Origin of the sequence: Serratia sp. BNK-17 (assembly GCF_048684935.1) — a bacterium.
Classification (GTDB): Bacteria; Pseudomonadota; Gammaproteobacteria; order Enterobacterales; family Enterobacteriaceae; genus Serratia; species Serratia nematodiphila.
Genome location: NZ_JBLQTR010000001.1, coordinates 165,237 through 185,389 on the forward strand (window position 1 = coordinate 165,237; position 20,153 = coordinate 185,389).

General features: G+C 62.7%; 25 protein-coding genes. 12 read left to right on the forward strand and 13 right to left on the reverse strand.

What is annotated here, in order from left to right:
• The first annotated feature begins 45 nt into the window (after positions 1-45).
• From ompC to ACMGF7_RS00785, 3 genes are all read left to right on the forward strand, one after another.
• The gene (gene ompC, locus ACMGF7_RS00775; RefSeq protein WP_004939326.1) at positions 46-1,143 is read left to right on the forward strand and encodes a porin OmpC; all 1,098 of its coding nucleotides are present in this window, start codon (positions 46-48) and stop codon (positions 1,141-1,143) included.
• A gap of 179 nt (positions 1,144-1,322) precedes the next feature.
• Complete coding sequence (locus ACMGF7_RS00780) at positions 1,323-2,174, forward strand: GNAT family N-acetyltransferase (RefSeq protein WP_171453596.1); 852 nt, start codon at positions 1,323-1,325, stop codon at positions 2,172-2,174.
• Positions 2,175-2,191: 17 nt separating this feature from the next.
• On the forward strand, positions 2,192-3,022 hold the full coding sequence (locus ACMGF7_RS00785) for a 5'-nucleotidase, lipoprotein e(P4) family (RefSeq protein ID WP_197843045.1): 831 nt from the start codon (positions 2,192-2,194) through the stop codon (positions 3,020-3,022).
• Positions 3,023-3,025: 3 nt separating this feature from the next.
• Here ACMGF7_RS00785 and ACMGF7_RS00790 read toward each other — a convergent pair whose 3' ends face one another.
• The 3 genes from ACMGF7_RS00790 to ACMGF7_RS00800 form a co-directional block, all read right to left on the reverse strand.
• Entirely contained in the window at positions 3,026-3,544 is a 519-nt protein-coding gene (locus ACMGF7_RS00790) for a GNAT family N-acetyltransferase (RefSeq protein WP_164095300.1), read from the reverse strand.
• 2 nt (positions 3,545-3,546) lie between these two features.
• Positions 3,547-4,116 carry a helix-turn-helix domain-containing protein gene (locus ACMGF7_RS00795; protein WP_015377131.1) on the reverse strand — a complete coding sequence of 190 codons (570 nt, stop codon included), beginning with the start codon at positions 4,114-4,116 and terminating at the stop codon, positions 3,547-3,549.
• Between the two features lie 135 nt (positions 4,117-4,251).
• Entirely contained in the window at positions 4,252-5,706 is a 1,455-nt protein-coding gene (locus tag ACMGF7_RS00800) for an MFS transporter (protein WP_015377130.1), read from the reverse strand.
• A 103-nt stretch (positions 5,707-5,809) separates the two neighbouring features.
• Between ACMGF7_RS00800 and ACMGF7_RS00805 the strand changes: the two genes are divergently transcribed.
• The 4 genes from ACMGF7_RS00805 (at position 5,810) to ACMGF7_RS00820 (ending at position 8,445) form a co-directional block, all read left to right on the forward strand.
• The gene (locus tag ACMGF7_RS00805) at positions 5,810-6,463 is read left to right on the forward strand and encodes a helix-turn-helix transcriptional regulator (RefSeq protein ID WP_015377129.1); all 654 of its coding nucleotides are present in this window, start codon (positions 5,810-5,812) and stop codon (positions 6,461-6,463) included.
• 175 nt (positions 6,464-6,638) lie between these two features.
• Positions 6,639-7,133 (forward strand): DUF2878 domain-containing protein, encoded by a 495-nt coding sequence (locus ACMGF7_RS00810; protein WP_015377128.1) that lies wholly within the window; start codon positions 6,639-6,641, stop codon positions 7,131-7,133.
• A 108-nt stretch (positions 7,134-7,241) separates the two neighbouring features.
• Positions 7,242-8,165 carry a drug/metabolite exporter YedA gene (gene yedA / locus ACMGF7_RS00815; RefSeq protein WP_015377127.1) on the forward strand — a complete coding sequence of 308 codons (924 nt, stop codon included), beginning with the start codon at positions 7,242-7,244 and terminating at the stop codon, positions 8,163-8,165.
• Positions 8,166-8,268: 103 nt separating this feature from the next.
• Complete coding sequence (locus tag ACMGF7_RS00820) at positions 8,269-8,445, forward strand: hypothetical protein (protein WP_004939348.1); 177 nt, start codon at positions 8,269-8,271, stop codon at positions 8,443-8,445.
• On the opposite strand, the gene ACMGF7_RS00825 is transcribed toward ACMGF7_RS00820, so the two are convergent.
• A complete protein-coding gene (locus tag ACMGF7_RS00825; protein ID WP_015377126.1) occupies positions 8,433-9,344 on the reverse strand; it encodes a LysR family transcriptional regulator in 912 nt (303 codons plus the stop codon). The genes ACMGF7_RS00820 and ACMGF7_RS00825 overlap by 13 nt on opposite strands.
• Positions 9,345-9,442: 98 nt before the next feature.
• Between ACMGF7_RS00825 and ACMGF7_RS00830 the strand changes: the two genes are divergently transcribed.
• The 3 genes from ACMGF7_RS00830 to ACMGF7_RS00840 all read left to right on the forward strand — a co-directional run bounded on the left by ACMGF7_RS00830 (position 9,443) and on the right by ACMGF7_RS00840 (position 11,014).
• A complete protein-coding gene (locus ACMGF7_RS00830; RefSeq protein WP_004939355.1) occupies positions 9,443-9,808 on the forward strand; it encodes a DUF6516 family protein in 366 nt (121 codons plus the stop codon).
• Entirely contained in the window at positions 9,808-10,188 is a 381-nt protein-coding gene (locus ACMGF7_RS00835) for a MarR family transcriptional regulator (RefSeq protein ID WP_004939357.1), read from the forward strand. The genes ACMGF7_RS00830 and ACMGF7_RS00835 overlap by 1 nt, the downstream gene beginning before the upstream one ends.
• A gap of 106 nt (positions 10,189-10,294) precedes the next feature.
• Complete coding sequence (locus ACMGF7_RS00840) at positions 10,295-11,014, forward strand: SDR family oxidoreductase (RefSeq protein WP_273875105.1); 720 nt, start codon at positions 10,295-10,297, stop codon at positions 11,012-11,014.
• Between the two features lie 6 nt (positions 11,015-11,020).
• On the opposite strand, the gene ACMGF7_RS00845 is transcribed toward ACMGF7_RS00840, so the two are convergent.
• The 9 genes from ACMGF7_RS00845 to ACMGF7_RS00885 all read right to left on the reverse strand — a co-directional run bounded on the left by ACMGF7_RS00845 (position 11,021) and on the right by ACMGF7_RS00885 (position 18,760).
• Positions 11,021-11,803, reverse strand: a complete 783-nt coding sequence (locus tag ACMGF7_RS00845; RefSeq protein WP_031299702.1) for a phosphate/phosphite/phosphonate ABC transporter substrate-binding protein — start codon at positions 11,801-11,803, stop codon at positions 11,021-11,023.
• A 7-nt stretch (positions 11,804-11,810) separates the two neighbouring features.
• A complete protein-coding gene (locus ACMGF7_RS00850) occupies positions 11,811-12,584 on the reverse strand; it encodes an ABC transporter permease (protein WP_088381381.1) in 774 nt (257 codons plus the stop codon).
• Positions 12,581-13,516, reverse strand: a complete 936-nt coding sequence (locus tag ACMGF7_RS00855) for an ABC transporter ATP-binding protein (RefSeq protein ID WP_273890310.1) — start codon at positions 13,514-13,516, stop codon at positions 12,581-12,583. The genes ACMGF7_RS00850 and ACMGF7_RS00855 overlap by 4 nt, the downstream gene beginning before the upstream one ends.
• Positions 13,513-14,673, reverse strand: coding sequence for an ABC transporter permease (locus ACMGF7_RS00860; protein WP_015377121.1), 1,161 nt, complete (start codon positions 14,671-14,673; stop codon positions 13,513-13,515). The genes ACMGF7_RS00855 and ACMGF7_RS00860 overlap by 4 nt, the downstream gene beginning before the upstream one ends.
• Before the next feature lie 61 nt (positions 14,674-14,734).
• Positions 14,735-15,664 carry an ABC transporter substrate-binding protein gene (gene osmF / locus ACMGF7_RS00865; RefSeq protein ID WP_004939374.1) on the reverse strand — a complete coding sequence of 310 codons (930 nt, stop codon included), beginning with the start codon at positions 15,662-15,664 and terminating at the stop codon, positions 14,735-14,737.
• 13 nt (positions 15,665-15,677) lie between these two features.
• On the reverse strand, positions 15,678-16,736 hold the full coding sequence (locus tag ACMGF7_RS00870; protein WP_197763649.1) for a fatty acid desaturase: 1,059 nt from the start codon (positions 16,734-16,736) through the stop codon (positions 15,678-15,680).
• An 89-nt stretch (positions 16,737-16,825) separates the two neighbouring features.
• Positions 16,826-17,302, reverse strand: coding sequence for an OsmC family protein (locus tag ACMGF7_RS00875; RefSeq protein WP_004939379.1), 477 nt, complete (start codon positions 17,300-17,302; stop codon positions 16,826-16,828).
• Between the two features lie 140 nt (positions 17,303-17,442).
• The gene (locus tag ACMGF7_RS00880; RefSeq protein ID WP_164095296.1) at positions 17,443-17,805 is read right to left on the reverse strand and encodes a cell envelope integrity TolA C-terminal domain-containing protein; all 363 of its coding nucleotides are present in this window, start codon (positions 17,803-17,805) and stop codon (positions 17,443-17,445) included.
• A 43-nt stretch (positions 17,806-17,848) separates the two neighbouring features.
• On the reverse strand, positions 17,849-18,760 hold the full coding sequence (locus ACMGF7_RS00885) for a LysR substrate-binding domain-containing protein (RefSeq protein ID WP_044031667.1): 912 nt from the start codon (positions 18,758-18,760) through the stop codon (positions 17,849-17,851).
• 140 nt (positions 18,761-18,900) lie between these two features.
• Here ACMGF7_RS00885 and ACMGF7_RS00890 point away from each other — a divergent pair, with 140 nt between their 5' ends.
• On the forward strand, positions 18,901-19,545 hold the full coding sequence (locus ACMGF7_RS00890) for a hydrolase (RefSeq protein WP_004939390.1): 645 nt from the start codon (positions 18,901-18,903) through the stop codon (positions 19,543-19,545).
• 47 nt (positions 19,546-19,592) lie between these two features.
• Positions 19,593-20,138, forward strand: coding sequence for an antibiotic biosynthesis monooxygenase (locus tag ACMGF7_RS00895; RefSeq protein WP_004939393.1), 546 nt, complete (start codon positions 19,593-19,595; stop codon positions 20,136-20,138).
• Positions 20,139-20,153: the final 15 nt, after the last annotated feature.

Genomic DNA, 20,153 nt, shown 5'->3' on the forward strand with positions numbered 1-20,153 from the left:
CAACTGATGATAAGCGTCTTTCAATCGAATAAAGCAGGGTAACCCATGAAACGTAATCTTCTGGCCGTTATTATTCCGGCACTTTTACTTGCGCAAGCGGCACAGGCAGCAGAAATCTACAATAAAGACGGCAACAAGCTCGATTTTTACGGTCGTGTGAAAGCCCTGCATTATTTCTCCGATGATGCCGGCAACGACGGTGATAAAACTTACGTCCGTATCGGCTTTAAAGGCGCGACTCAGATTAACGATATGCTGACCGGCTATGGCCAGTGGGAATATCAGATCGCCGCCAACCATTCTGAATCCGACGGCACCAAAGACACCAAAACGCGTCTGGGCTTCGCCGGTCTGAAATATAAGGACCTCGGATCCTTCGACTACGGTCGCAACTACGGTATCATTTACGACGTTGGCGCCTGGACGGATATGATCCCTGAATTCGGCGACGATGCTTATATCAAGACCGACAACTTTATGAACGGCCGTACCAATGGCGTCGCCACCTACCGTAATAACAACTTCTTCGGCCTGGTCGACGGCCTGAAATTTGCCGTGCAGTACCAGGGCAAGAACGAAAACGACGGCCGCTCCGCCAGCAAGGCGAACGGCGACGGCTGGGGTCTCTCCTCCAGCTATGAAATCATCGACGGCCTGAGCGTGGGCGCCGCCTATGCCTCTTCCAACCGTACCGCCACGCAAAAGGCGGGCACCTTCGGTAAAGGCGACAAGGCCGATATCTGGGCCGGCGGTCTGAAATACGACAACAACAATGTCTACCTGGCCGCGACTTATTCGCAGAGCCGCAATATCGCGCCTATTTCCGGCACCGCTACCATCAATAATAACTCGACCTCCGTTAGCGGCTTCGCCAATAAAGCGGAAGGGATTGAATTGGTCGCGCAATATCAATTCGACTTCGGCCTGCGCCCATCGCTGGGTTACGTTCAGCAGAAAGGCAAAGATATTGAAGGCATCGGCGATGTCGATCTGGTGAAATATTTCGACGTGGCGGCGACCTATTACTTCAACAAAAACATGTCCACTTATGTCGAATATAAAATCAACCAGCTTGATGACGACAACAAGCTGGGTCTGAAAAACGACGACGTCGTTGTTGTCGCCCTGACCTACCAGTTCTGATGTGATGAATGAATAACCACCACTGCAAACTTTAGCGTCACTTGATACCCAGAGTTTTATTTCGCCGGGCGGCTGCGTCCGGCTTTTTTGTTTTTATTTTCCCCGCCGGCGAATCCCCCCGCTTGCCTTGCAAAACAAACGGGTCTACATGTATAGCTTTCCCCCGAGCGGAATCAGCCATGCATAACGACGGACGCTTCGACTACCACAACGCCTTGCGCTACAGCAGCGACGAACTGGCCAACATCCTCAACCACTGTTTTGAAAACTACATCGTGCGTTTCGTGCTCGACGGTTCAACCTTCGCCGCCCGCTTCGGCGCCGAAGACCTCAGCCTGAACGACAGCCTGATCGTCACCCACCGCCATGAACCGGTGGCGGTGGCGCTGATCGCTCGCCGCGGCCGGCACAGCCGGGTGGCGGCCTTTTCCGTGCGCCCGGAGATGCGCGGCCAGGGGCTGGGCAAGGCGCTGATGCAGCGGCTGGTGGCGGATGCCCGCCAGCGCGGCGATCGGCGGCTGTCGTTGGAGGTGATCGAAGGCAACGACGCCGCGTTGGCGCTGTACCACCGCGCCGGGCTGCGCATCGTGCGCACCCTGACCGGCCATCAGGCGCCGGCGGAAGTGCCGCCAGGCACGGCGGCGCTGCAGGCGGTCGATCCGCTGACCGTCAGCCATCGCCTGACGGCGGAAGGCGCCACCGATCTGCCCTGGTTGATCGCTCCCGAATCGCTGTTCAAGCTGCCAGGCACACCGCAAGCCTATACGCTCAATCGTCAGGCCTACGCCGTGGTGATGCCCGGCGCCGAGCACTGCTGGCTGCGCCTGATCTACGTGCCGCCGCAGCACCGCGGCCAGGGGCATGCCCGCGCCTTGCTGGCCGCCCTGCAAGCGCAGTTCGCCCCTTTGCCGCTGACCGCCAACGTTTTTGTGCCCGAGGTGGCCGCCCCCTTCTTTACGCATCTTGGCTGGCGGCAGGATCCTCTGCGCCAGTTCGAGATGGATATGCTGCTGGACAGCCCACAAAAATAAAACCGAGAGAGATAACGATGGCAGGAAAACAGGCAAGGAAACTCACCCTCGGCGCGGCGATTGGCGTCGCGCTGCTGGCGTTGGCCGGTTGCGCGCAGCCGCCGCACACCGACGCCCAGGCCCAGCAGCGGCTGGCGGATCAGTCGGTGCTGGCGGTGAACTGGTTCCAACAGTCCGGTGAATACCAGGCGCTGGCCCACCAAGCGTTCAACAGCGCGCAACGCGCCTTCGATCGGGCCAGGGCCGCGCCGGGCCGCAAAAAGGCGGTGGTGGTCGATCTGGATGAAACCATGCTGGACAACAGCGCCTACTCCGCCTGGCAGGCGCAGCAGGGCCAGCCGTATGACAGCGCCACCTGGGCCCAATGGACGCAGGCCGAACAGGCCGGCGCGGTGCCGGGGGCAGTGTCGTTCGCCCGCTACGTTAACGCCCACCAGGGGACGATGTTCTACGTCTCGAACCGCAAGCAGAGCGAATACGCCGCCACGGTGGCCAACATGCAGAAGCTCGGTTTCACCGGCATGTCGGAAAAAACCGTCTTGCTCAGTACCGACACGTCCAATAAGCAGGCGCGCTTCGACGCCATCAAACAAGCCGGCTATGACATCGTGGTGTACGCGGGCGACAACCTGAACGACTTCGGCGCCGCGACCTACCACCAGGATAATGCGCAGCGCCGGGCGTTTGTCAGCGAGAACCAGAACAAATTCGGCACCGAATTCATCGTGCTGCCCAACCCGCTGTACGGCGATTGGGAGAGCGGCCTGGCTCGCGACTACAACAAGCTGACGCCGCAACAGAAGCTGCAGGTGCGCCAGCAGGCGATCAAAGCCTGGCGCGGGCGCTAACCCTCACAGCAGTTTGTACATATAGCAGGTGGATTCCAACGCCCCGCCGTCGCTGGCGCGGGCGTATTGCGGGATGTCGCCCGCCGCCTCGAACCCCAATTGGCGGTACAGCCCCTGCGCCGCACTGCCGCTCAGGGTGTCCAGCACCAACAGGCTGCGGCGATGACGCGCCGCCAGCGCCTGCACTTCCTGCATCAACAGCCGGGCGACGCCCTGCCGCCGCGCCTGCGGGTGCACCATCAGCTTGACCACTTCCGCGCGGTGGCGGCCGTTGTCCGGCATCGCCAGCAGCAGTTGCACGGTGCCGACCGGTCGGCCGTTCGCGAGCGCCACCAGCATCGCACGCTCTCCCCGCGCCAGAGCCGGCAGCACCCCCTGCCAAAATGCCTGCGCCTGTTCCTGCGTAAAGGGCATGACAAAACCGATGCTGGCGCCGTGCGCCACGCTGGCGTGCAGCATCTCGGCCAAGTCGGCAATGGCGCTTTGCGCCGCAGCGGCATCCCACTGTTGCAATTCAATCATGGCTATGGCCTGCAAATAACGAGCGTGTAATGAGCCGGCTCATCGCCGGGGACATGGAAACGGGAGGCGCCGAACAGGCGGTAGCGCAGGCAGTCGCCGGCCGACAGCCGGAAAACGCGCCCTTCCAGGGTCAATTCCAACTGCCCGGACAGCAACCAGAGGTGATGTTCCAGCGCCGGAATCGACGGCAGGTCGTAATCGATCTGCGCGCCGGCATCAAGCCGGGCTTCGATAAACTCGGCCTTATACAGCGCGGCGGGCGGGGAAACGGAGCGACGGTGAAAACCGCTGGCGCGATCGACCCACACCGGTTGCTGCTGCGGCCGCAGCAGCTCCGGCGGCTCGTCTTCGATTTCGCTCAACAGGCGCGACATGGTCAACCCGTAAGCGGCGCACAGCCGGTTCAGCAACGACGCCGTCGGGCTGGTCTCGGCGCGCTCCACCCGCGAGAGCGTCGCCCGGCTAAGACCGGTGCGCTGCGCCAATTCCTCCAGCGACCACGCCCGCTGCTGGCGCAAATCCGCCAGCCGCTGCGCCAACCTCAGGTCGGCAGTCTCCAAACCGTTATCCACCGCTCACACTCCGCTTGAAAATCCCATATAAGAGAAATAATCTCAAATTAGAGATATAGCAAGCGGATTTTAAAAAATATCGCGCAGGAAGAACGCCAGGATCACCGCAAACATCGCCGAATGAGGAGAAGCGTTCTAGCACTCGCGCGAGGGCGGAGTTTGTACAAAATTGCCCGTCTCTGCGCCCGGCGGCGCGATCGCCGCGCAGCGCCAGGCGCTGAATACCGCCAGCAGCGGCGCCAGCGCGAACGCCAGGAACAGCCAACGCGCCGCCGATGCCGCGCCCGCCGCGCCGCCCGGATCGTTCAGCCCCGCCAGATTGGCGATCATCCCGGCCAGCGCCGCACCGAATGCGGTGGCGAACAGCTGCACCGTGGTAATTGAAGCGCCGGCGATATCTTTGTCCGCTTCAGGCGCCACCTGCAAAATGCGCGTCAGCAGATGCGGCCAACCGAAGCCGATGCCGAACCCTACCAGCGACAATGCGATAACGATCGGCGTCAGCGCCTGCCAGTCACCGCCGGAGGGCGTCGGCATCAGGATCGCCAGCGCCAGCAGGCCCACCAGCACGAACAGCGGCCCGCTGACGATCGCCCGGCGAATGCCCGCCCCGCGCCAGCCGGAGCTGAGGATTTCGGACAACGTCCAACCGGCGGCCATGGTGGCGGCGATATAGCCGGAGATCAGTGGCGACTGGCCGTGCAACAGCTGCAGGAAATAGGGCACGAAGATTTCGCTGGTCATGCCGATCACCAGCAACGAGACCGTAATATAGAGCGCCGCCAGCGATGAGCCGCGCCGCAGCGAGCCATGCGGCAACAGGCGCGCGCGTGCGTGCGCCTCGCGCTTCATCAGCCAGGCCATCAGCACCAGCGAAAGCGCGATGCCCGCCAGATTGATCCAGACGCTGTGCGCCAGGCTGCCGGCGGACACCACCAGCACCGCCACGGTCAGCAACAGCAGTTGCGCAGTCGGCAACGGCGCGGCCGCCTGCTGCGCCTTGCCCTTGGGCAGGATCAGGAAGGTAAACGCAGCGTACAGCGCCATGATCGGCAGCAGAATGCCGAAGGCCCAACGCCAGGCGTGCAGCTCGGCAAAAATGCCGCCCACCGCCGGCCCCACCAGGGTGGCGATGCCCCACATCGCCGAGATAAGCGCCATGGCGCGCGGCCACAATCGCTGCTCGAACACCAGGTTGATCATCGCGTAGGAGAGCGCAAAGATCAGCCCGCCGCCGAAGCCCTGCACCGTGCGGCCGATCAGCATCACCGGCATGCTCGGCGCCAGCGCGCACAGCGCCGCCCCGACAATAAAGAACAGCGAAGCCACCAGATAGGCGCTGCGTGCGCCATAGCCGCTGAGCAACCGGGCCGACAGCGCGGAGCCGAGGATCGACGCCACCACGAACAGCGTGGTGTTCCAGGCATAGAGATCCAGCCCGCCGATATCCTGCACCACCGAGGGCAGAATGGTGGTGGCGACCAGAATATTGATGGCATGCAGCGCCACGCCGAGCGAAAGCGCGATCGCACTGGCCGCATTTTTGCCGGAGAAAAGGTCGCTCCAGCGGCTGTCGTCATGGGTTATCACGGTTGTCGTCCTGTTTTCAGAGGAATGGCATTGAGTTGGTCATAAGATTGCGTTAAATTTAACAAGAGTTATCTTGGAATAAGTTAGGGCGAGGCGGAGAAATATGTCAAGAATAAACTTGGAAAATAGCGGCAGCACCGCACAATCGGTCAGTGACCGCTTGCTGACGTTATTGAAAACCCGCGGCCCGCAGCTAGCTTCTGACGCAGGAAAAGTGCTCGGCACCACCGGTGAGGCGGCACGCCAGCAGTTCGTCAAGCTGGCGAAAGAGGGGTTGGTCGAAGCGGTGGCGGAAACGCGCGGCGTGGGCCGCCCGGTGCAGCTGTGGCATTTGACCTCTGCCGGGAACGCGCGCTTTCCCGATACCCATGCGGATCTGACGGTGCAGCTGCTGCGCACCGTGCGCGACAAGTTGGGCGAACAAGCGATCGACGTGCTGATCGAGACCCGCGAGCAGGAAAACCGCATCAACTACAAGCAGGCGATGATCGGCGCCACCGAGCTGCGCGAACGCGTGGCGCGCCTGACCGAGATCCGCTGCCGCGAAGGGTATATGGCCGAATGGCGCCAGGAGGAGGACGGTTCCTATCTGCTGGTGGAAAACCACTGCCCGATCTGCGCCGCCGCCACCGTCTGCCAGGGCTTCTGCCGGGCGGAATTAAGCATCTTCACCGAAGTGCTGCAGGCGCAGGTGGAGCGCGCCGAACACATTCTGGCCGGCTCGCGCCGCTGCGCCTACCGGATTTCCCGCCTGTAATACCGGTTTTTGCCCACGTTTTCAACCGGTACAGATTATTCTGCTTGTGCACCCCGCACCTTCCCTTCTAAGGTTGAACTAACGAACATTCAGGCAAACAGCGGGCCTCGCGCCCGCTCTGGCAAATCCGTCGGCGCTTGGCGCAGCGGCAGAGTAACCCCACGGGAGTTGAACGATGAAGAAGCCGCATGCCGGATTCTGGCTGGCGACGCTGGGACTGGGCGTTTGCTGGCTGCTGGCGCTGCTGACTCGCGATCGGCTCAACGGCATACTGCTGGCCGGCGCGGCGCTGGCGCTGATCTTTACCCCTGCAGCCCGCCGCAAAGGCGCGGCCCTGGCCGCCCTGGGCGGTATCGGCATGGATGGGCTGTGGAGCTACAGCGGCGTGCTGCACTACAGCGGGCAACACGGCCTGCCGCTCTGGACCATCGCGCTGTGGATCGGCTTCGGCTGCTGGTGGTATTGGTTGCTGGACGTGGTCAGAGCGGCCCCCTGGCCGCTGGCGGTGTTGGGCGCCGCCGTCGGCCCCTTCGCCTACGCCGTGTCCTGGAAGCTGGACGCCTTGTTGCCCGGCGTGCCGCCCGAGTTCATGCTGCTGCTGCTGGCCGTCGGCTGGTCGATTTACCTGCCGGCCGTCAGCTGGCTGCAGTGGAAACAGCAAGGCCATTGAACGGCTTTCAGCAGCCGGAAAAATAATGCCGAAGGCCATTGCTTATCGGTTGCCCGATCGGGTTTACTGAGCGTTCTAATAATAATCATTCCCGCAAAATACAATCCTATGCTTAGCCAACAAAGCCGTAGCGTCCTGCCGTTGATCGGGGCGTTGTTCACGTTATATATCGTTTGGGGTTCCACCTATTTCGTCATTCGCCTCGGCGTCGCGCAGTGGCCGCCGCTGATGATGGCCGGCATTCGCTTTCTGACAGCCGGCATCGTGCTGTTCAGTTTCCTGGCCTGGCGCGGCCACGCCCTGCCGACGCTGAAGCAGTGGCTGGCCGCCGGCGCCATCGGCATTCTGCTGCTGGCGGTGGGCAACGGCCTGGTGACGGTGGCGGAACACCAACATGTGCCCTCCGGCATCGCCGCGGTGATGGTGGCGACGGTGCCGCTGTTCACCCTCTGCTTCAGCCTGCTGTGGGGCATGCGCAACACCAAACTGGAATGGGCCGGCATCGCGCTCGGGTTGGTGGGCATCGTGCTGCTCAACACCGGCAACAACCTGGTGGGCAACCCGACCGGCGCGCTGCTGATTTTGCTGGCTTCGGCCAGCTGGGCCTTTGGGTCGGTGTTGGGATCGCGCATCTCGCTGCCGGCCGGGCCGATGGCCGGCGCGGCGGAGATGCTGGTCGCCGGCGTGGTGTTATTGGCAGCCAGCCAGCTGAGCGGCGAGCGCCTCACTCAGATGCCGAGCACCGGCGGCTTTCTGGCGCTGGGCTATCTGATCGTCTTCGGTTCGATGCTGGCGATCAGCGCCTATATGTTCTTGTTGAAGAACGTGCGCCCGGCGGTCGCCACCAGTTACGCCTACGTCAATCCGGTGGTGGCGGTGCTGCTCGGCATCGGTTTTGCCGGCGAATCGCTGGCGCCGCGCGAGTGGCTGGCGCTGGTGATCATCGTGGCGGCGGTGGTGCTGGTGACGCTGGGAAAATACCTGTTCGCCCGCCCGGCCAACGTGCAGGCCATCGACTGCGAACGGCGATGATCACAAAGGGCGGTCTGCGGGCCGCCGTTAAAAACGATTCTTGTTTCACCCGGCGAAGGGGCTATAATTCCCGCTGTTCCAAGCAACCTGCGAAATTATTCCTATGCTGAAAAAAGCGTTCGTCATCGTCATCGCCCTGTGCGCCTTCGGTTCTCTGGGCGGCGTATTCCTCGCCGGGCTGAACATCTACACCCGTTCCACCACCCCGCACGAAGAAAGCGCGCCTGCCGGGGATACCGCCGCTACGCCGGCGCAAACCGAAACTCTTCAGGCCAAGTGATCGTCCATCCAGCGCTGGCAGCGCTGCTGTAAAAAGCGCTGCAGTTGCCTGACGCGCTCCGACACCTGCGAACGATGCGGGCAGACCAGATTGATCGGCACCGCGTCGCTGCGCCATTCCGGCAACAGCTGCACCAACCGCCCGGCGCGAATATCCGCCGCCACGTCGATCGCCGACTTGCGCACCACGCCGTGCCCGGCCAGCGCCCAGCGCCGCGCCACCTCACCGTCATCGGTAAAATAGCTGCCGTTCAGCGGCAGCTCGACCAGCTCCTCACCGCGCCACAGCCGCCATTCCACCTGCCGTTTGCCGCTGGGCTGATACACCAGAATGCTGTGCCGAACCAGATCGGCCGGCGTTTGTGGCGCGCCATGCCGCCGCAGATAATCCGGGCTGGCGCAGATCAGCCGCCGATGCTGCGGCAGGATCGGCAGCGCCACCAGCGAAGAGTCGGCCAGCGGCCCGAAGCGCAACGCCACATCCACCGGTTCGCGGAACAGATCCGCCTGCCGATCGTTGATCAGAAGCTGCAGCTGAATGTGGGGATGCTGTTGCCGAAACTCGTCCAGCCAGCCGAGCAGCAGATTGCGGCCAAAATCCGACGGCGCGGAAATCTGCAGCACTCCGGACAGCCCCTGATGCTTCTCGCGGATCGCCTGCTCTCCTTCGGCCAACGCCCCCAGCGCCAGGCGCGCGCTGTCGAGATAGCGCGCCCCCTCCTCCGTTAACCTCAGGCTGCGGGTGGAGCGCACCAGCAGCCGCGCGCCCAACTGCTGCTCCAGCCTTTTCACCGCAATGCTGGCCGCCGCCGGAGTGATATCCAGCGCGCGCGCCGCGGCGGAAAAACTGCCGCCGTCCACCGTGCGGACAAACACCTCGAGATCGACAAATGAGGTCATGTATTTCCCTTCTTAGAGAGCCGGATTCATGGCGTATCGGATTGACGATAAAACGCCCAATAGTTATGATTAGATCATAATAAATGAAGCTTTGATCAATGGATGAACACAACGGACTGGACTACATCCTTAGCCTGCATGGCACGCGGGTCAATCGTGAGGATGGCTATTGGTGGAAAATCGAGGCCTGGACGGTGACCCAAACGGCCTTTATCCCTCACGGCATCCGTTACAATTTGACCTTGCATGATAACCACAATACCCGGGTTTTTGGCATAGATAACGCGCATGCCATTAAAACACCCCGCAAAGGTAAATTTTCAGGCCGCGTCGTTTATGATCACCAACATGACTCCCCGACGGACAAAGGCTCACCCTACGAGTTTCATTCCGCCTATCAGTTGGTGGAAGATTTTTTTACCCGGATAGACGAAGTCATACGCAAGAGAGAAAACCGAGGTTGATGATGAAAGCACTGATTGGCGTGATGCCTGAAGAACTGATTCGCAAGCGCACACTGGCGATCGCAAAAGGGGAATACCAGCCACAGGAACGTGAGCCCAAAGTGTGGTTTACGTCGATGATTGCGCTGGCCCAGGTGCTCAGCAACGAGAATATTGCCCTGCTGCGTCTGATCGACACTGCCCGCCCCGAGACCATCAGCCAGTTGGCCGAACTGTCGGGGCGCCAGGTCAGCAATCTGTCCACCACGCTGAAAACGCTGAGCGGGCACGGCCTGGTGGCACTGGAAAAACAGGGGCGTTCAGTGAAACCCCGGGCGCTGTTTACCGATTTCGAAATCATCGTGGATCAGAAGCTAAACGCCCGCTTTAGCGCGGCATGATCTTTAATATTTATTAATAAGTGTTTATCAATAAGGCCGATTGTTAGGTCATTTTCAATCAGGAAAGATAGATCCCGTTGAAACTTACCTAAAAAGAGGCCTTAACATGACGATTCCCGACTCCCCCCTGAAACGACAAAAGCTGGTGATCCTGGGCGGCACCAGCGGCATTGGCGCCGCGGTGGCCTACGCGGCGGCGGCGCGCGGCGCTGAAGTGGTGCTGGCTTCGCGTCGTCTCCCTCACGCCGGGGAGAAGAATGACGCGCTGCGCCTGATGCAGGCCGATCTGACCGATGAGGCGTCGCTGCGCGCGCTGTTCGCCGCCGTCGGCGCTTTCGACCATTTGGTGATCACCGCCGGGCCATTGGTGGACGCGAAGCCGCTGGCGGAGACCGCCCTTGAACAGGCGCTGGCCGACTTCAACGTCAAATTCTGGGGAAGTTTGCGCGCGGTGCAGGCGGCGCTGCCGACGCTGGCGCCGCAGGGCTCGATCACCCTGACCTCCGGCCAGCTGTCGCGCAAATACCTCGGCGGTCAGTTGATCAAAACCGCCATCAACGCCGCGCTGGAAGCGGTCGGCAAACAGCTGGCGAAGGAACTGGCGCCGCGGCGGGTGAACGTGGTCAGCCCCGGCATCACCGCCACCGAAGCCTACGACGGCATGAGCGCCGCACAGCGTCAGGCGCTGTTCGAACGGGTTGGCGTCAGCCTGCCGGTCGGCAGGGTCGGGCAGGCGGCCGACGTCGCGGCGGGGTATCTGCTGGCGATGGAGAATGGCTTCGTCACCGGCAGCGTGATCGACATCGACGGCGGCGGCCTGCTGTAACGGCGGCTAGAGCGCCGTCACGCCCTGCGCGGCGGCCTGCTGTTCCAGCACGGTGATAATCTGGTAGGCCGAACGCGGCACCAGGCTGAAATCGCCGATCAGCAGGCGGTCGCTGACCGCCTCATCCAGCATCGCTCGGGCGCCGGCGCGCAGGATTTCCACCTGTTCCGGCGGCGTGCCGGCTGCGGTGATCAACGGCAGGCCCGGCACCGCCGCCGTGCGGCCGATGATTTTTAGCCCCTCCAGCGCCTGCGGTTGCGCGCGGCGCAGCAGTTCCATGCTGATCGAATCGATGGCGGCGATATCCGCCTGCCCGCTGCGGATCAGCTGCAGCGACTGATAATGCGCGCCGGAGGCGATAGCCGCACCGAAGAATTTCCCGTCCTGCGCCAGCGGCGCGATCAGCGCGCGCAGGCCGTTGTAGCCGGACTGGGAATCGGTGCTGTTATACGCCGCCGTTCGGCCGCGAAAATCCGCCAGCCGCTCGCCGGGGTCGTCCGCGCGCACCACCAGCCAGCTGCGGTAATTCGGCCCGTCGCACCCTTCCACCCGATAATGATAGGTTCCGATCAGCTGCACCTGCGGCAGGCTGCTGACCAACGGATAACCGCAGGTTTGGCTGAGCAAGAGATCCTCGCGTCGCCAGTGCTGCGCCAAATCGTCCGGCCAGCTGAGCCGTTCCGGCGCCGCCGGCAGCCCCAGCCGCAGCAGCTTGTCGCGCAACACCTGCCAGAAGGATTCGGCCTGCTCCCGGCCAACGCCGTACATCGGTAGAGACACCTGCATCATTTCCCCCTTACCCCGCCGGAGTGGCCGCCAGCGTCTGCTGACGCCAGGCGGTGAGATAACGCACCCAACGTTCGAACAGCATATCGGTGATAATAGCCAACAACGCCACAACCGCCGCGCCCTGGATCACATAGGCGGTGTTAAACCCGGTCAGGCCGATAATGATCGGCGAGCCGAGCGTCTTGGTGCCGACGGTAGAAGCGATGGCCGCCGTGCCGATGTTGATGATTACCGAGGTGCGGATCCCGGCGACGATCACCGGCGCCGCCAGCGGCAGTTCAACCCGCCACAGAATTTGCCAGGCGCTCATCCCCACGCCGCGGGCGATCTCGCGCGTGGCGGGCGGCACCGATTCGATGCCCGCCAGCGTGCCCTGCAGGATCGGCAGCAAGCCATACAACACCAGCGCGATGATCGCCGGCTGCTCGCTGAAGCCCATCACCGGCACCGCCACCGCCAACACCGCCACCGGCGGGAAGGTCTGCCCCACCGCCACCACCGTTTCCAGCAGCGAACGAAACTCCCGGCCGCCGCGTCGGGTCACGGCGACGCCCGCCGCCACGCCGAGAGCCACCGCAATCAGGCTGGAGATCGCCACCAGCGACAGGTGCGCCCCCACCAGCGCGATAAAGCTGTCCTGCTGATAAATGGGCCGCTCCAGATCGGGGAACCAGGCGGCGAACAGGCCGCGCAGATGATCCATGCCGAACACCAGCGCCAACAGCAGCGCCAGCGTCCAGGGCAAAGGATCGCGCAGCAGGCGCCCGATGCGCCCGCTCATGACAGCGCCTGCCCGGCGATCAGATCGTGGAAGTGCAACACCCCCAACGCTTCGCCCCGTTCATCCACCACCGGCAGGCAGTCGCTGCCGCGCGCCACGAACACCGACAGCGCCTCGCGCAGGCTCATGGCGGCGGCGATCGGCTCGCCCCCGGCGACACCGGGCCGCACCCGCTCCGCCACCGTCCCCAGCGACAGCAGCTTGATGCCGCGATCGCTGCGCCCGAAGAAATCACGCACGAAATCGTTGGCCGGGGCGGTCAACAGCGTCAGCGGCGTGCCCTGCTGCACCACCCGCCCCTGATCGAGCAGCACCAGACGATCCGCCAGGCCCAGCGCTTCGTCGATGTCGTGCGTCACCAGCACGATAGTGCGGCCGGAGAGCTGATGGATGCGCGCGATCTCCGCCTGCAGCGCCGCGCGGGTGACCGGATCCAGCGCGCCGAACGGTTCGTCCATCAGCAACACCTCGGGATCGGCAGCCAGTGCGCGCGCCACCCCCACCCGCTGCTGCTGCCCGCCGGACAGTTGGTGCGGATAGCGGCGGCGAAACAGATCCGGCTCCAGATGCAGCAGCTCCAACAGTTCGGTCACCCGATCGCGAATGCGCGCGCGCGGCCATTTCAGCAGCTGCGGCACGGTGGCGATATTCTCCTCCACCGTCCAGTGCGGAAACAGGCCGATCGATTGGATCGCATAGCCCATGCGCCGCCGCAGATCCTGCGGTTTGAACGACTGGATCTCTTCGCCGGCAAAGAGAATCTTGCCCTGATCGTGTTCGATCAGGCGATTGATCATTTTTAACGTCGTGGACTTACCGGAACCCGAGGTGCCGATCAACACGGTGAATTCGCCCTCGGCGATGTGCAGCGTGAGATCATCGACCGCCGGCTTGCCCTGAAAAATTTTGCTGACTTGCTCAAAGTGAATCATCGGCGCGATACGTCCAGGATTGAAACCCAAAATTTAAACAGCGAATCGACGATGACCGCCATCATGACCACCGGGATCACCCCCAGCAGAACCAGATCCAGCGCGCTGCTGAGCAGCCCCTGAAATACGATGGCGCCAAAACCGCCGGCGCCGATCAGCGCCGCCACCACCGCCATGCCGACGGTCTGCACCGCCAGAATGCGCACGCCGGTCAGGAACAGCGGCAGCGCCAACGGCAGCTGCACGCGCAGGAAGATCTGCCCGCGCGTCAACCCCATGCCGGTGGCGGACTCAATCACGCCGGCCGGCACGCTTTGCAGCCCCGCCACCACGCTGCGCACCAGCGGCAACAGCGCGTACAGCACCAGCGCCACGATCGCCGGCGCCATGCCGATACCGCTGACGCCGTGTTCCGCCAGCCAGGGCACCGCCACCGCCAACCCCGCCAGCGGCGCGATCAGCAGGCCGAACAGCGCGATCGACGGCACGGTCTGGATAATGTTCAACACGGAGAAGATCGGCCGCTGCCAGCGCTCGGAACGAAAGCACAGCACCCCGAGCGGCACACCGATCGCCAGCGCCGGCGCCATCGTCGCCAGCAGAATGGTCAGGTGCTGCAGCAGCGCGGCGTCAAACACCTCCTGCCGATTATGGTACTCCTTCAGCAGCGACAGCTGATCGAGCTGATGGCCGAACAGCAGCAGCGCCGGCGGCACCAGCACCAGCGCGTTGCCGAGCATCCGCCGCAGGTGCGACGCGGTGAGACGCGCCATGGCGTCGGCGGCGATCAGCAGGCTCAGCGCCATGGTCAACCAGCAGCCGCTGCCCCAGGAGGTGCGTGCCAGGCGCGATCCCTCCTGCGCCAGACGCCCGGCGGCCTGCCCGCTGATCCAGAACGCCAGCGTCAGCACCCCGCAGGCGGCCAGCGCCGCCAGCAGCGCCCGCCCCCGCGTCGGCGGCAGCAGGCTGAGGATCGCCAATGCCGCCAGCGGCAACAGCAGCCACAGCGCCGGGCCGTGCAGCAGGGAGAACAAGGAGAGGCTTTTGCCCGACAACAGGCGATTGGGGGCATAACTGAGGAACGGCAGGCCGAACGCGGCCAGCAGCAACAGCATGAACAGCGTCAACAAGACGCGATGTTTTACGGCGATAGTCAAAGAAACGCTCCGGCTCCCTCGGTTTACCCCCTCTCCCGACGGCAAAGGGGGCACCTCGGCATTATCCCTTAACAAACCCTTTCTCTTTCAGGTAAGCGGCCGCCACCTGTTTGGCGTCCTGGCCTTCCACAGCGATCTGCGCGTTGAGTTTTTGCAGCGTCGGCCCGTCCAGCGAGGCGAACACCGGCTTCAGCAGCTCAGGCAGATTAGCGTGCGCCTTCAGCGCTGCTTCGCGCACGATCGGCGCCGGCGCGTAGATCGGCTGTACGCCTTTCGGATCCGCCAGCGTCTGCAGCCCCAGTGCCGCCACCGGGCCATCGGTGCCGTAGGCCATCGCCGCGTTGACGCCGGAGGTCTGCTCCGCCGCCGCCTTGATGGTCACCGCCGTATCGCCGCCAGCCAGGGACAGCAGCTGATCCTGATTCAGCTTGAAGCCGTAGGCATTCTGGAACGCCGGCAGCGCATCCGGCCGCTCGATAAATTCCGCCGAGGCCGCCAGCTTGAACTTGCCGCCGCCGTTGATCCACTTGCCGAGATCCGCCAGCGTTTTGAGATGGTTGGCGTCCGCCACGTCCTGACGAATGGCGATGGTCCAGGTGTTGTTGGCCGGCGCCGCATCGAGCCAGACGATTTTGTTTTTGTCGTAGTCGAGCTGCTTCACCTTCTCGAAGCCGGCCTGGGCGTTCTTCCACGCCGGGTCTTTCTCATCGGAGAAGAAAAATGCGCCGTTGCCGGTGTATTCCGGGTAGATGTCGATCTCGCCGGAAGTGATGGCGCCACGCAGCACCTTGGTGGTGCCGAGCTGCAGCTTGTTGGTGGTCTTGATGCCGTTGGCTTCCAGCACCTGCACGATGATGTTGCCGAGCAGCGAACCTTCGGTATCGATCTTGGAGCCGACGCGCACCGAGTCGGCCGCCTGCGCCAGACCGCCGACGGCCAGCAGAGCCAGCGCGACGGCAAAGGAACGTCCGCGTGATAAGGTGATTGCCATACTTTTCCTCTGGTTATATGTTTTCCGGCTCATGGGCCAGTTCGGTTGGAAAATCCTGAGAAACGCGCTTCCAGCGCGCAATAAGTTTTTTCTTCGGCAGGACATCGCGTTCCTCCCGCCGCTCGCCGGCGCTCAGCGGATGCACGCCGACGTCGATCGGCGTCAGCGCGTAATCGCGCAGCCACTCGCCATAACCCTGCGCGACGAATCCCTGGCTGCGGCGCTGATACGCCTCGCGTTCCGCCAGATAGACTTCGCGCAGGCCATACCAGGGCAGGCCGGGCAAATCGTGATGCACTAAATGGTAGTTCAGATTGAGAAACAGCAGCCGCCACGGCCAGCCCGCCTCATTAATAATAGAACGTGCCTGCGGTGCGTCCACGGCGCGATGCTCAAAAAACGATCTTACCTTGGTCAGCGCCAGCGCCGGGTAGCTGATGGCCAACAGGTAAAACGCCGTGCCGATGCCCTGCATCTGCAGCCAGTGCAGCAGCGCCGCCAGCAGCGACAGATGCGCCAGCCACATCGCCCAGGCGCGCAGATCGCCCGCTGCAAGCGTCTTCACTGCGCCGAACAGCGTGGTGACGATATCCAGCGCCGGGCCGAGGAGCACCCGGCCGATCAGCGTATTGCGCACCGCGGCCAGCCGCGGCAGCAGGCGGGGATAACGCCGCCACTGCGCGGCGCTGAAGTAGTAACTTTCGGGATCTTCATGCGGATCGGTCAGGTGGTCGTTGCGGTGGTGGCGCAGATGCGAATCCCGATACAGCCCGTAGGGATACCACACCGCCAGCGGCAACAGGCCGAATAGCTGATTGACGCGCGGCCAGCGCGTCGGATGGCCGTGGATCAGCTCGTGTTGCAGCGACATATACCCGGTGGTCAGCAGGATCAGCAGCGGCGCGCCAAGCCACGGGCCCAGCGCCTGCCAATAATGCGCCACGCCGAACCAGCCGCCGTACACTGCCGCCATGATCCCCCAGGTGGGCAACTCCAGCCGCCAGTGCCAGCGCCGATGAAGCCGCCGGATGCGGTCGCGTTGTTCAGGGTGCAAATAGTGGGCGTGGGACATGCTGCGGCTCGCGGTTGGGGATTTTCCCCCAGTATCCGTGAGCCGTACCGGCGTTCAAAATAACGAAAATGGCAAAGCTAAGTGAAAATTCAGCGGGTTGCGTACTCGGCCTGCGGTTCGCACGCCACCGGGAAATTCACCGAGTTGGCGATAAAGCACAGGTGATGTGCCTGCTCGTGCAGCTGTTGCGCCAGCTGCAGATCGTCGCCGTCGCGCACCGTGACCTGCGGCCGCAGCGTCACCGAGGTGAAAAAGCCACCGCGCGCCGCATCTTCGCGCATCACCCCGACGGCGTTGTCCTGATAGGCCAGTACGGAAATGCCCGAGGTAGCGCATAAATGCAGATACCATAATTTGTGACAGGCGCTGAGCGAAGCCACCAGCAAATCCTCCGGGTTCCAACGCGTCGCATCACCGCGAAAGGCCGGATCGGCTGAACCGGCGATGTCTGCCTTGCCCACCGCGCCGATCAGGTGATCGCGCCCATAGGCGCGGTAATCCTCGGTGCCTGCCCCCAAATTCCCCTGCCAGGTGACCGCCACCTGATAATGATGCTCACCTTTCATGCCTTTTTCTCCCGTTGGCCGGCCAATGAAAAATCGCCTTGCTGCATGCCCGGAGAACACTATTGGCGGAAAAGCGCGAAGATGCAAACGGCGAAACGAGAAAAAACGGGCCGCGCAAGCGGCCCGTCGATCACATGCTTTCAGGGAACGAAATCGAGCACCACGGCGTTGAACAGCGCGTATTCGGTAGCGCTGGCCATCGGCGGAAACTGCGCGCGCTGCACCGCAGCGCTCGCCGCTGCGCACAGGGGCGCATCGCCTCTTACGATCTTGCTGCTCGCCAGCTTGCCGTCCGGCTGCAAACGGATAGCAAGGGTGCAACGCTGACCGTGCGCATGTTCCGGCAAGCGCAGCTCACGGCTCACCGCGTTATGCACCCGCTCCGGGTAACTGAGCTGCGCTGCGGCCAATGCCGGGGCCTGCGGCAACGGTATGCCGGCCTCACGCCCGGCGCCGCAGCCGCTCAGCAGCAACAACGCCAACAGGCTTAGTGTCTTTTTCATTCCCGATGTCCTTATTGGGGGATTTATCCTTATCGAGCGGCCCTCACTGCGCCGCCGGGTAGGCCTCGCCGTCGTCCGCGTAGCGCTGCAGCCGTTCGCGCCACCATTTGGCCGCCAGGCCGCTGGCGCTTTCCCGCCAACCGAAATAAGCGATGTCGCTGCAGCGTTCCGATTCAACGCGTTTCGCCACCAGTTCGCCGCTGTTCAGGTAAGGTTCCGCCAAAGAACGCGGCAGATAGCCGCAGCCCAGCCCGGCCAGCTGCGCCTGCAGCTTGGCGTCGAAACCGAAGACCGTCAGCGTATCCTGCTCTTCCAGCAGATTCAGGCTCTGCGGCGCGTTGACGCGCGAAGTGTCGCGCACCACCACCGCCCGGTGCTGACGGATTTCGTCCTTCGGCAAGGGTTCCGGCAATGCCGCCAGCGGATGCTGCGGCGCGACGGCGAACACGTAATCCAGCTGCCCCAGCCTGCTGAACGCATAGCCCACCCGTGACGGCGGCTCGCAGATGGCGCCGATGATAATGTCGGCGCAACCGTAGACCAGCGACTCCCAGGAGCCGGCCAGCACTTCGTGGCTGAAACGCAGCCGGGTATGGTGATGCTGTTGGTAGAACTCTTCTATCAGCGGCAACAGGCGGGCAAACGGGAAGGAGGCGTCAATCCCGAGCGTGATCTCGCTTTCCCAGCCGTTTTCGACATAGCGCGCCTGCTGTTCCAGATCCTGCGCCGCGCGCAGCAGCACCCGCCCTTTTTCCAGCATCAGCTTGCCGGTATCGGTGAACTTCGCCCGATGGCCGGAGCGATCGAGCAGGGTGATGTCGAGATCGTTCTCCAGCTTTTGCACCATATAGCTCAGTGCCGAAGGGGTTTTAAACAGTGCGGCGGCCGCGGCGGCGAAAGATCCGTGCCGGTCCAGCGCGTCCAAAATCAGCAGCGCTTCCAGGTTTAATCTCATGCTTTCTCCCGTGTATAAAAAAACTCAACAAGTCGGCAAAAATTCTGCGGTATCTTTGAAATCGCCCTCTGCCTACCATGGGTTTTATCGGCGTTACACTCATCAGATGTTCAACCGAAATATCACTGGGAAGGTAAATTATGTCCAAGTTTCAACTGCTTGATAAAGACAATTCCGCACTGATTTTTATCGATCATCAACCACAAATGGCCTTCGGCGTGGCTAATATTGATCGTCAGCAACTGAAAAACAACGTTGTTGGTTTGGCGAAGGCAGGCAAGATTTTCAACGTTCCCACCCTTTTCACCTCGGTCGAAACCGAAAGCTTCAGCGGCTATATCTGGCCGGAACTGCTGGCGGTACACCCTGAAATCACCCCGATTGAACGCACCTCGATGAACTCCTGGGAAGACGCGGCCTTCGTTAAAGCCGTGGAAGCCACCGGCCGTAAAAAGCTGGTGATCTCCGCGCTGTGGACCGAGGTGTGCCTGACCTTCCCGGCGCTGATGGCGCTGGAAGCCGGCTATGAAGTGTATGTGGTGACCGACACCTCCGGCGGCACCTCCGTCGATGCGCACGAACGTTCGATCGACCGCATGGTGCAGGCCGGCGCCGTACCGGTGACCTGGCAGCAGGTGCTGCTGGAGTACCAACGCGACTGGGCGCGCAAAGATACCTACGACGCGGTGATGGCGCTGGTGCGCGAACACAGCGGCGCGTACGGCATGGGCGTCGACTACGCTTACACCATGGTGCACCACGCACCGGCCCGCACGGTGAAATAATTCCCCTTGCCCCGGCCTCGCCCGGGGTATTTTCAGGAGTCGGTTTTATGGCCCATCCGCAGCATGTCACGCTGGTGATCACCCACCGTTTGGCGCCGGGGAACGAACAGGCCTATGAGGCCTGGCTGAACCGCATCATGCCCGACGCCGCGGGCTTCACCGGCCATTTAGGCGTCAACGTGATTCGCCCTTCCGGCGACGAACAGGCCTATACGGTGCTGGTCCGCTTCGACAATCTCGACAATCTCTACCGCTGGCTCAACTCGCCGCAGCGCAAGCAATACATCGAAGAAGTCACTCCGCTGTTGCTGGAGAACGACCATATCGAGATCCGCCCCGGCGCAGAGTTCTGGTTTACCCCGCCCAACCCCAGCGTGCGCCAGCCGCCCCAGTGGAAACAATTCATCATTACCCTGCTGGTGATCTTTCCATCCACCAATCTGGTGCCCTGGTTTTGGGGACGGGTGCTGCCGCAGCTGGACGGCTCGCTGCTCGGCCATTTTCTCAATGACGCCACCGTGGTCGCCCTGGTGGTGTACCTGTGGATGCCTATCGTGACTCGCGTTTTTCATCAATGGCTGACCCGCCGCTAGGCGGTTCGCCGGGAG

What these genes read in the sequence shown, in the direction of transcription:
- ACMGF7_RS00790 (WP_164095300.1), bottom strand. Translation starts at nt 3,544, where the DNA reads ATGATTGAATTGCAACAGTGGGATGCCGCTGCGGCGCAAAGCGCCATT.
- ACMGF7_RS00835 (WP_004939357.1), top strand. Translation starts at nt 9,808, where the DNA reads ATGATGAAAGCACTGATTGGCGTGATGCCTGAAGAACTGATTCGCAAG.
- ACMGF7_RS00830 (WP_004939355.1), top strand. Translation starts at nt 9,443, where the DNA reads ATGGATGAACACAACGGACTGGACTACATCCTTAGCCTGCATGGCACG.
- ACMGF7_RS00780 (WP_171453596.1), top strand. Translation starts at nt 1,323, where the DNA reads ATGCATAACGACGGACGCTTCGACTACCACAACGCCTTGCGCTACAGC.
- ACMGF7_RS00890 (WP_004939390.1), top strand. Translation starts at nt 18,901, where the DNA reads ATGTCCAAGTTTCAACTGCTTGATAAAGACAATTCCGCACTGATTTTT.
- ompC (WP_004939326.1), top strand. Translation starts at nt 46, where the DNA reads ATGAAACGTAATCTTCTGGCCGTTATTATTCCGGCACTTTTACTTGCG.
- ACMGF7_RS00825 (WP_015377126.1), bottom strand. Translation starts at nt 9,344, where the DNA reads ATGACCTCATTTGTCGATCTCGAGGTGTTTGTCCGCACGGTGGACGGC.
- ACMGF7_RS00855 (WP_273890310.1), bottom strand. Translation starts at nt 13,516, where the DNA reads ATGATTCACTTTGAGCAAGTCAGCAAAATTTTTCAGGGCAAGCCGGCG.
- ACMGF7_RS00805 (WP_015377129.1), top strand. Translation starts at nt 5,810, where the DNA reads ATGTCAAGAATAAACTTGGAAAATAGCGGCAGCACCGCACAATCGGTC.
- ACMGF7_RS00875 (WP_004939379.1), bottom strand. Translation starts at nt 17,302, where the DNA reads ATGAAAGGTGAGCATCATTATCAGGTGGCGGTCACCTGGCAGGGGAAT.
- ACMGF7_RS00880 (WP_164095296.1), bottom strand. Translation starts at nt 17,805, where the DNA reads ATGAAAAAGACACTAAGCCTGTTGGCGTTGTTGCTGCTGAGCGGCTGC.
- ACMGF7_RS00845 (WP_031299702.1), bottom strand. Translation starts at nt 11,803, where the DNA reads ATGATGCAGGTGTCTCTACCGATGTACGGCGTTGGCCGGGAGCAGGCC.
- ACMGF7_RS00885 (WP_044031667.1), bottom strand. Translation starts at nt 18,760, where the DNA reads ATGAGATTAAACCTGGAAGCGCTGCTGATTTTGGACGCGCTGGACCGG.
- ACMGF7_RS00840 (WP_273875105.1), top strand. Translation starts at nt 10,295, where the DNA reads ATGACGATTCCCGACTCCCCCCTGAAACGACAAAAGCTGGTGATCCTG.
- ACMGF7_RS00895 (WP_004939393.1), top strand. Translation starts at nt 19,593, where the DNA reads ATGGCCCATCCGCAGCATGTCACGCTGGTGATCACCCACCGTTTGGCG.
- ACMGF7_RS00810 (WP_015377128.1), top strand. Translation starts at nt 6,639, where the DNA reads ATGAAGAAGCCGCATGCCGGATTCTGGCTGGCGACGCTGGGACTGGGC.
- yedA (WP_015377127.1), top strand. Translation starts at nt 7,242, where the DNA reads ATGCTTAGCCAACAAAGCCGTAGCGTCCTGCCGTTGATCGGGGCGTTG.
- ACMGF7_RS00850 (WP_088381381.1), bottom strand. Translation starts at nt 12,584, where the DNA reads ATGAGCGGGCGCATCGGGCGCCTGCTGCGCGATCCTTTGCCCTGGACG.
- ACMGF7_RS00785 (WP_197843045.1), top strand. Translation starts at nt 2,192, where the DNA reads ATGGCAGGAAAACAGGCAAGGAAACTCACCCTCGGCGCGGCGATTGGC.
- osmF (WP_004939374.1), bottom strand. Translation starts at nt 15,664, where the DNA reads ATGGCAATCACCTTATCACGCGGACGTTCCTTTGCCGTCGCGCTGGCT.
- ACMGF7_RS00820 (WP_004939348.1), top strand. Translation starts at nt 8,269, where the DNA reads ATGCTGAAAAAAGCGTTCGTCATCGTCATCGCCCTGTGCGCCTTCGGT.
- ACMGF7_RS00870 (WP_197763649.1), bottom strand. Translation starts at nt 16,736, where the DNA reads ATGTCCCACGCCCACTATTTGCACCCTGAACAACGCGACCGCATCCGG.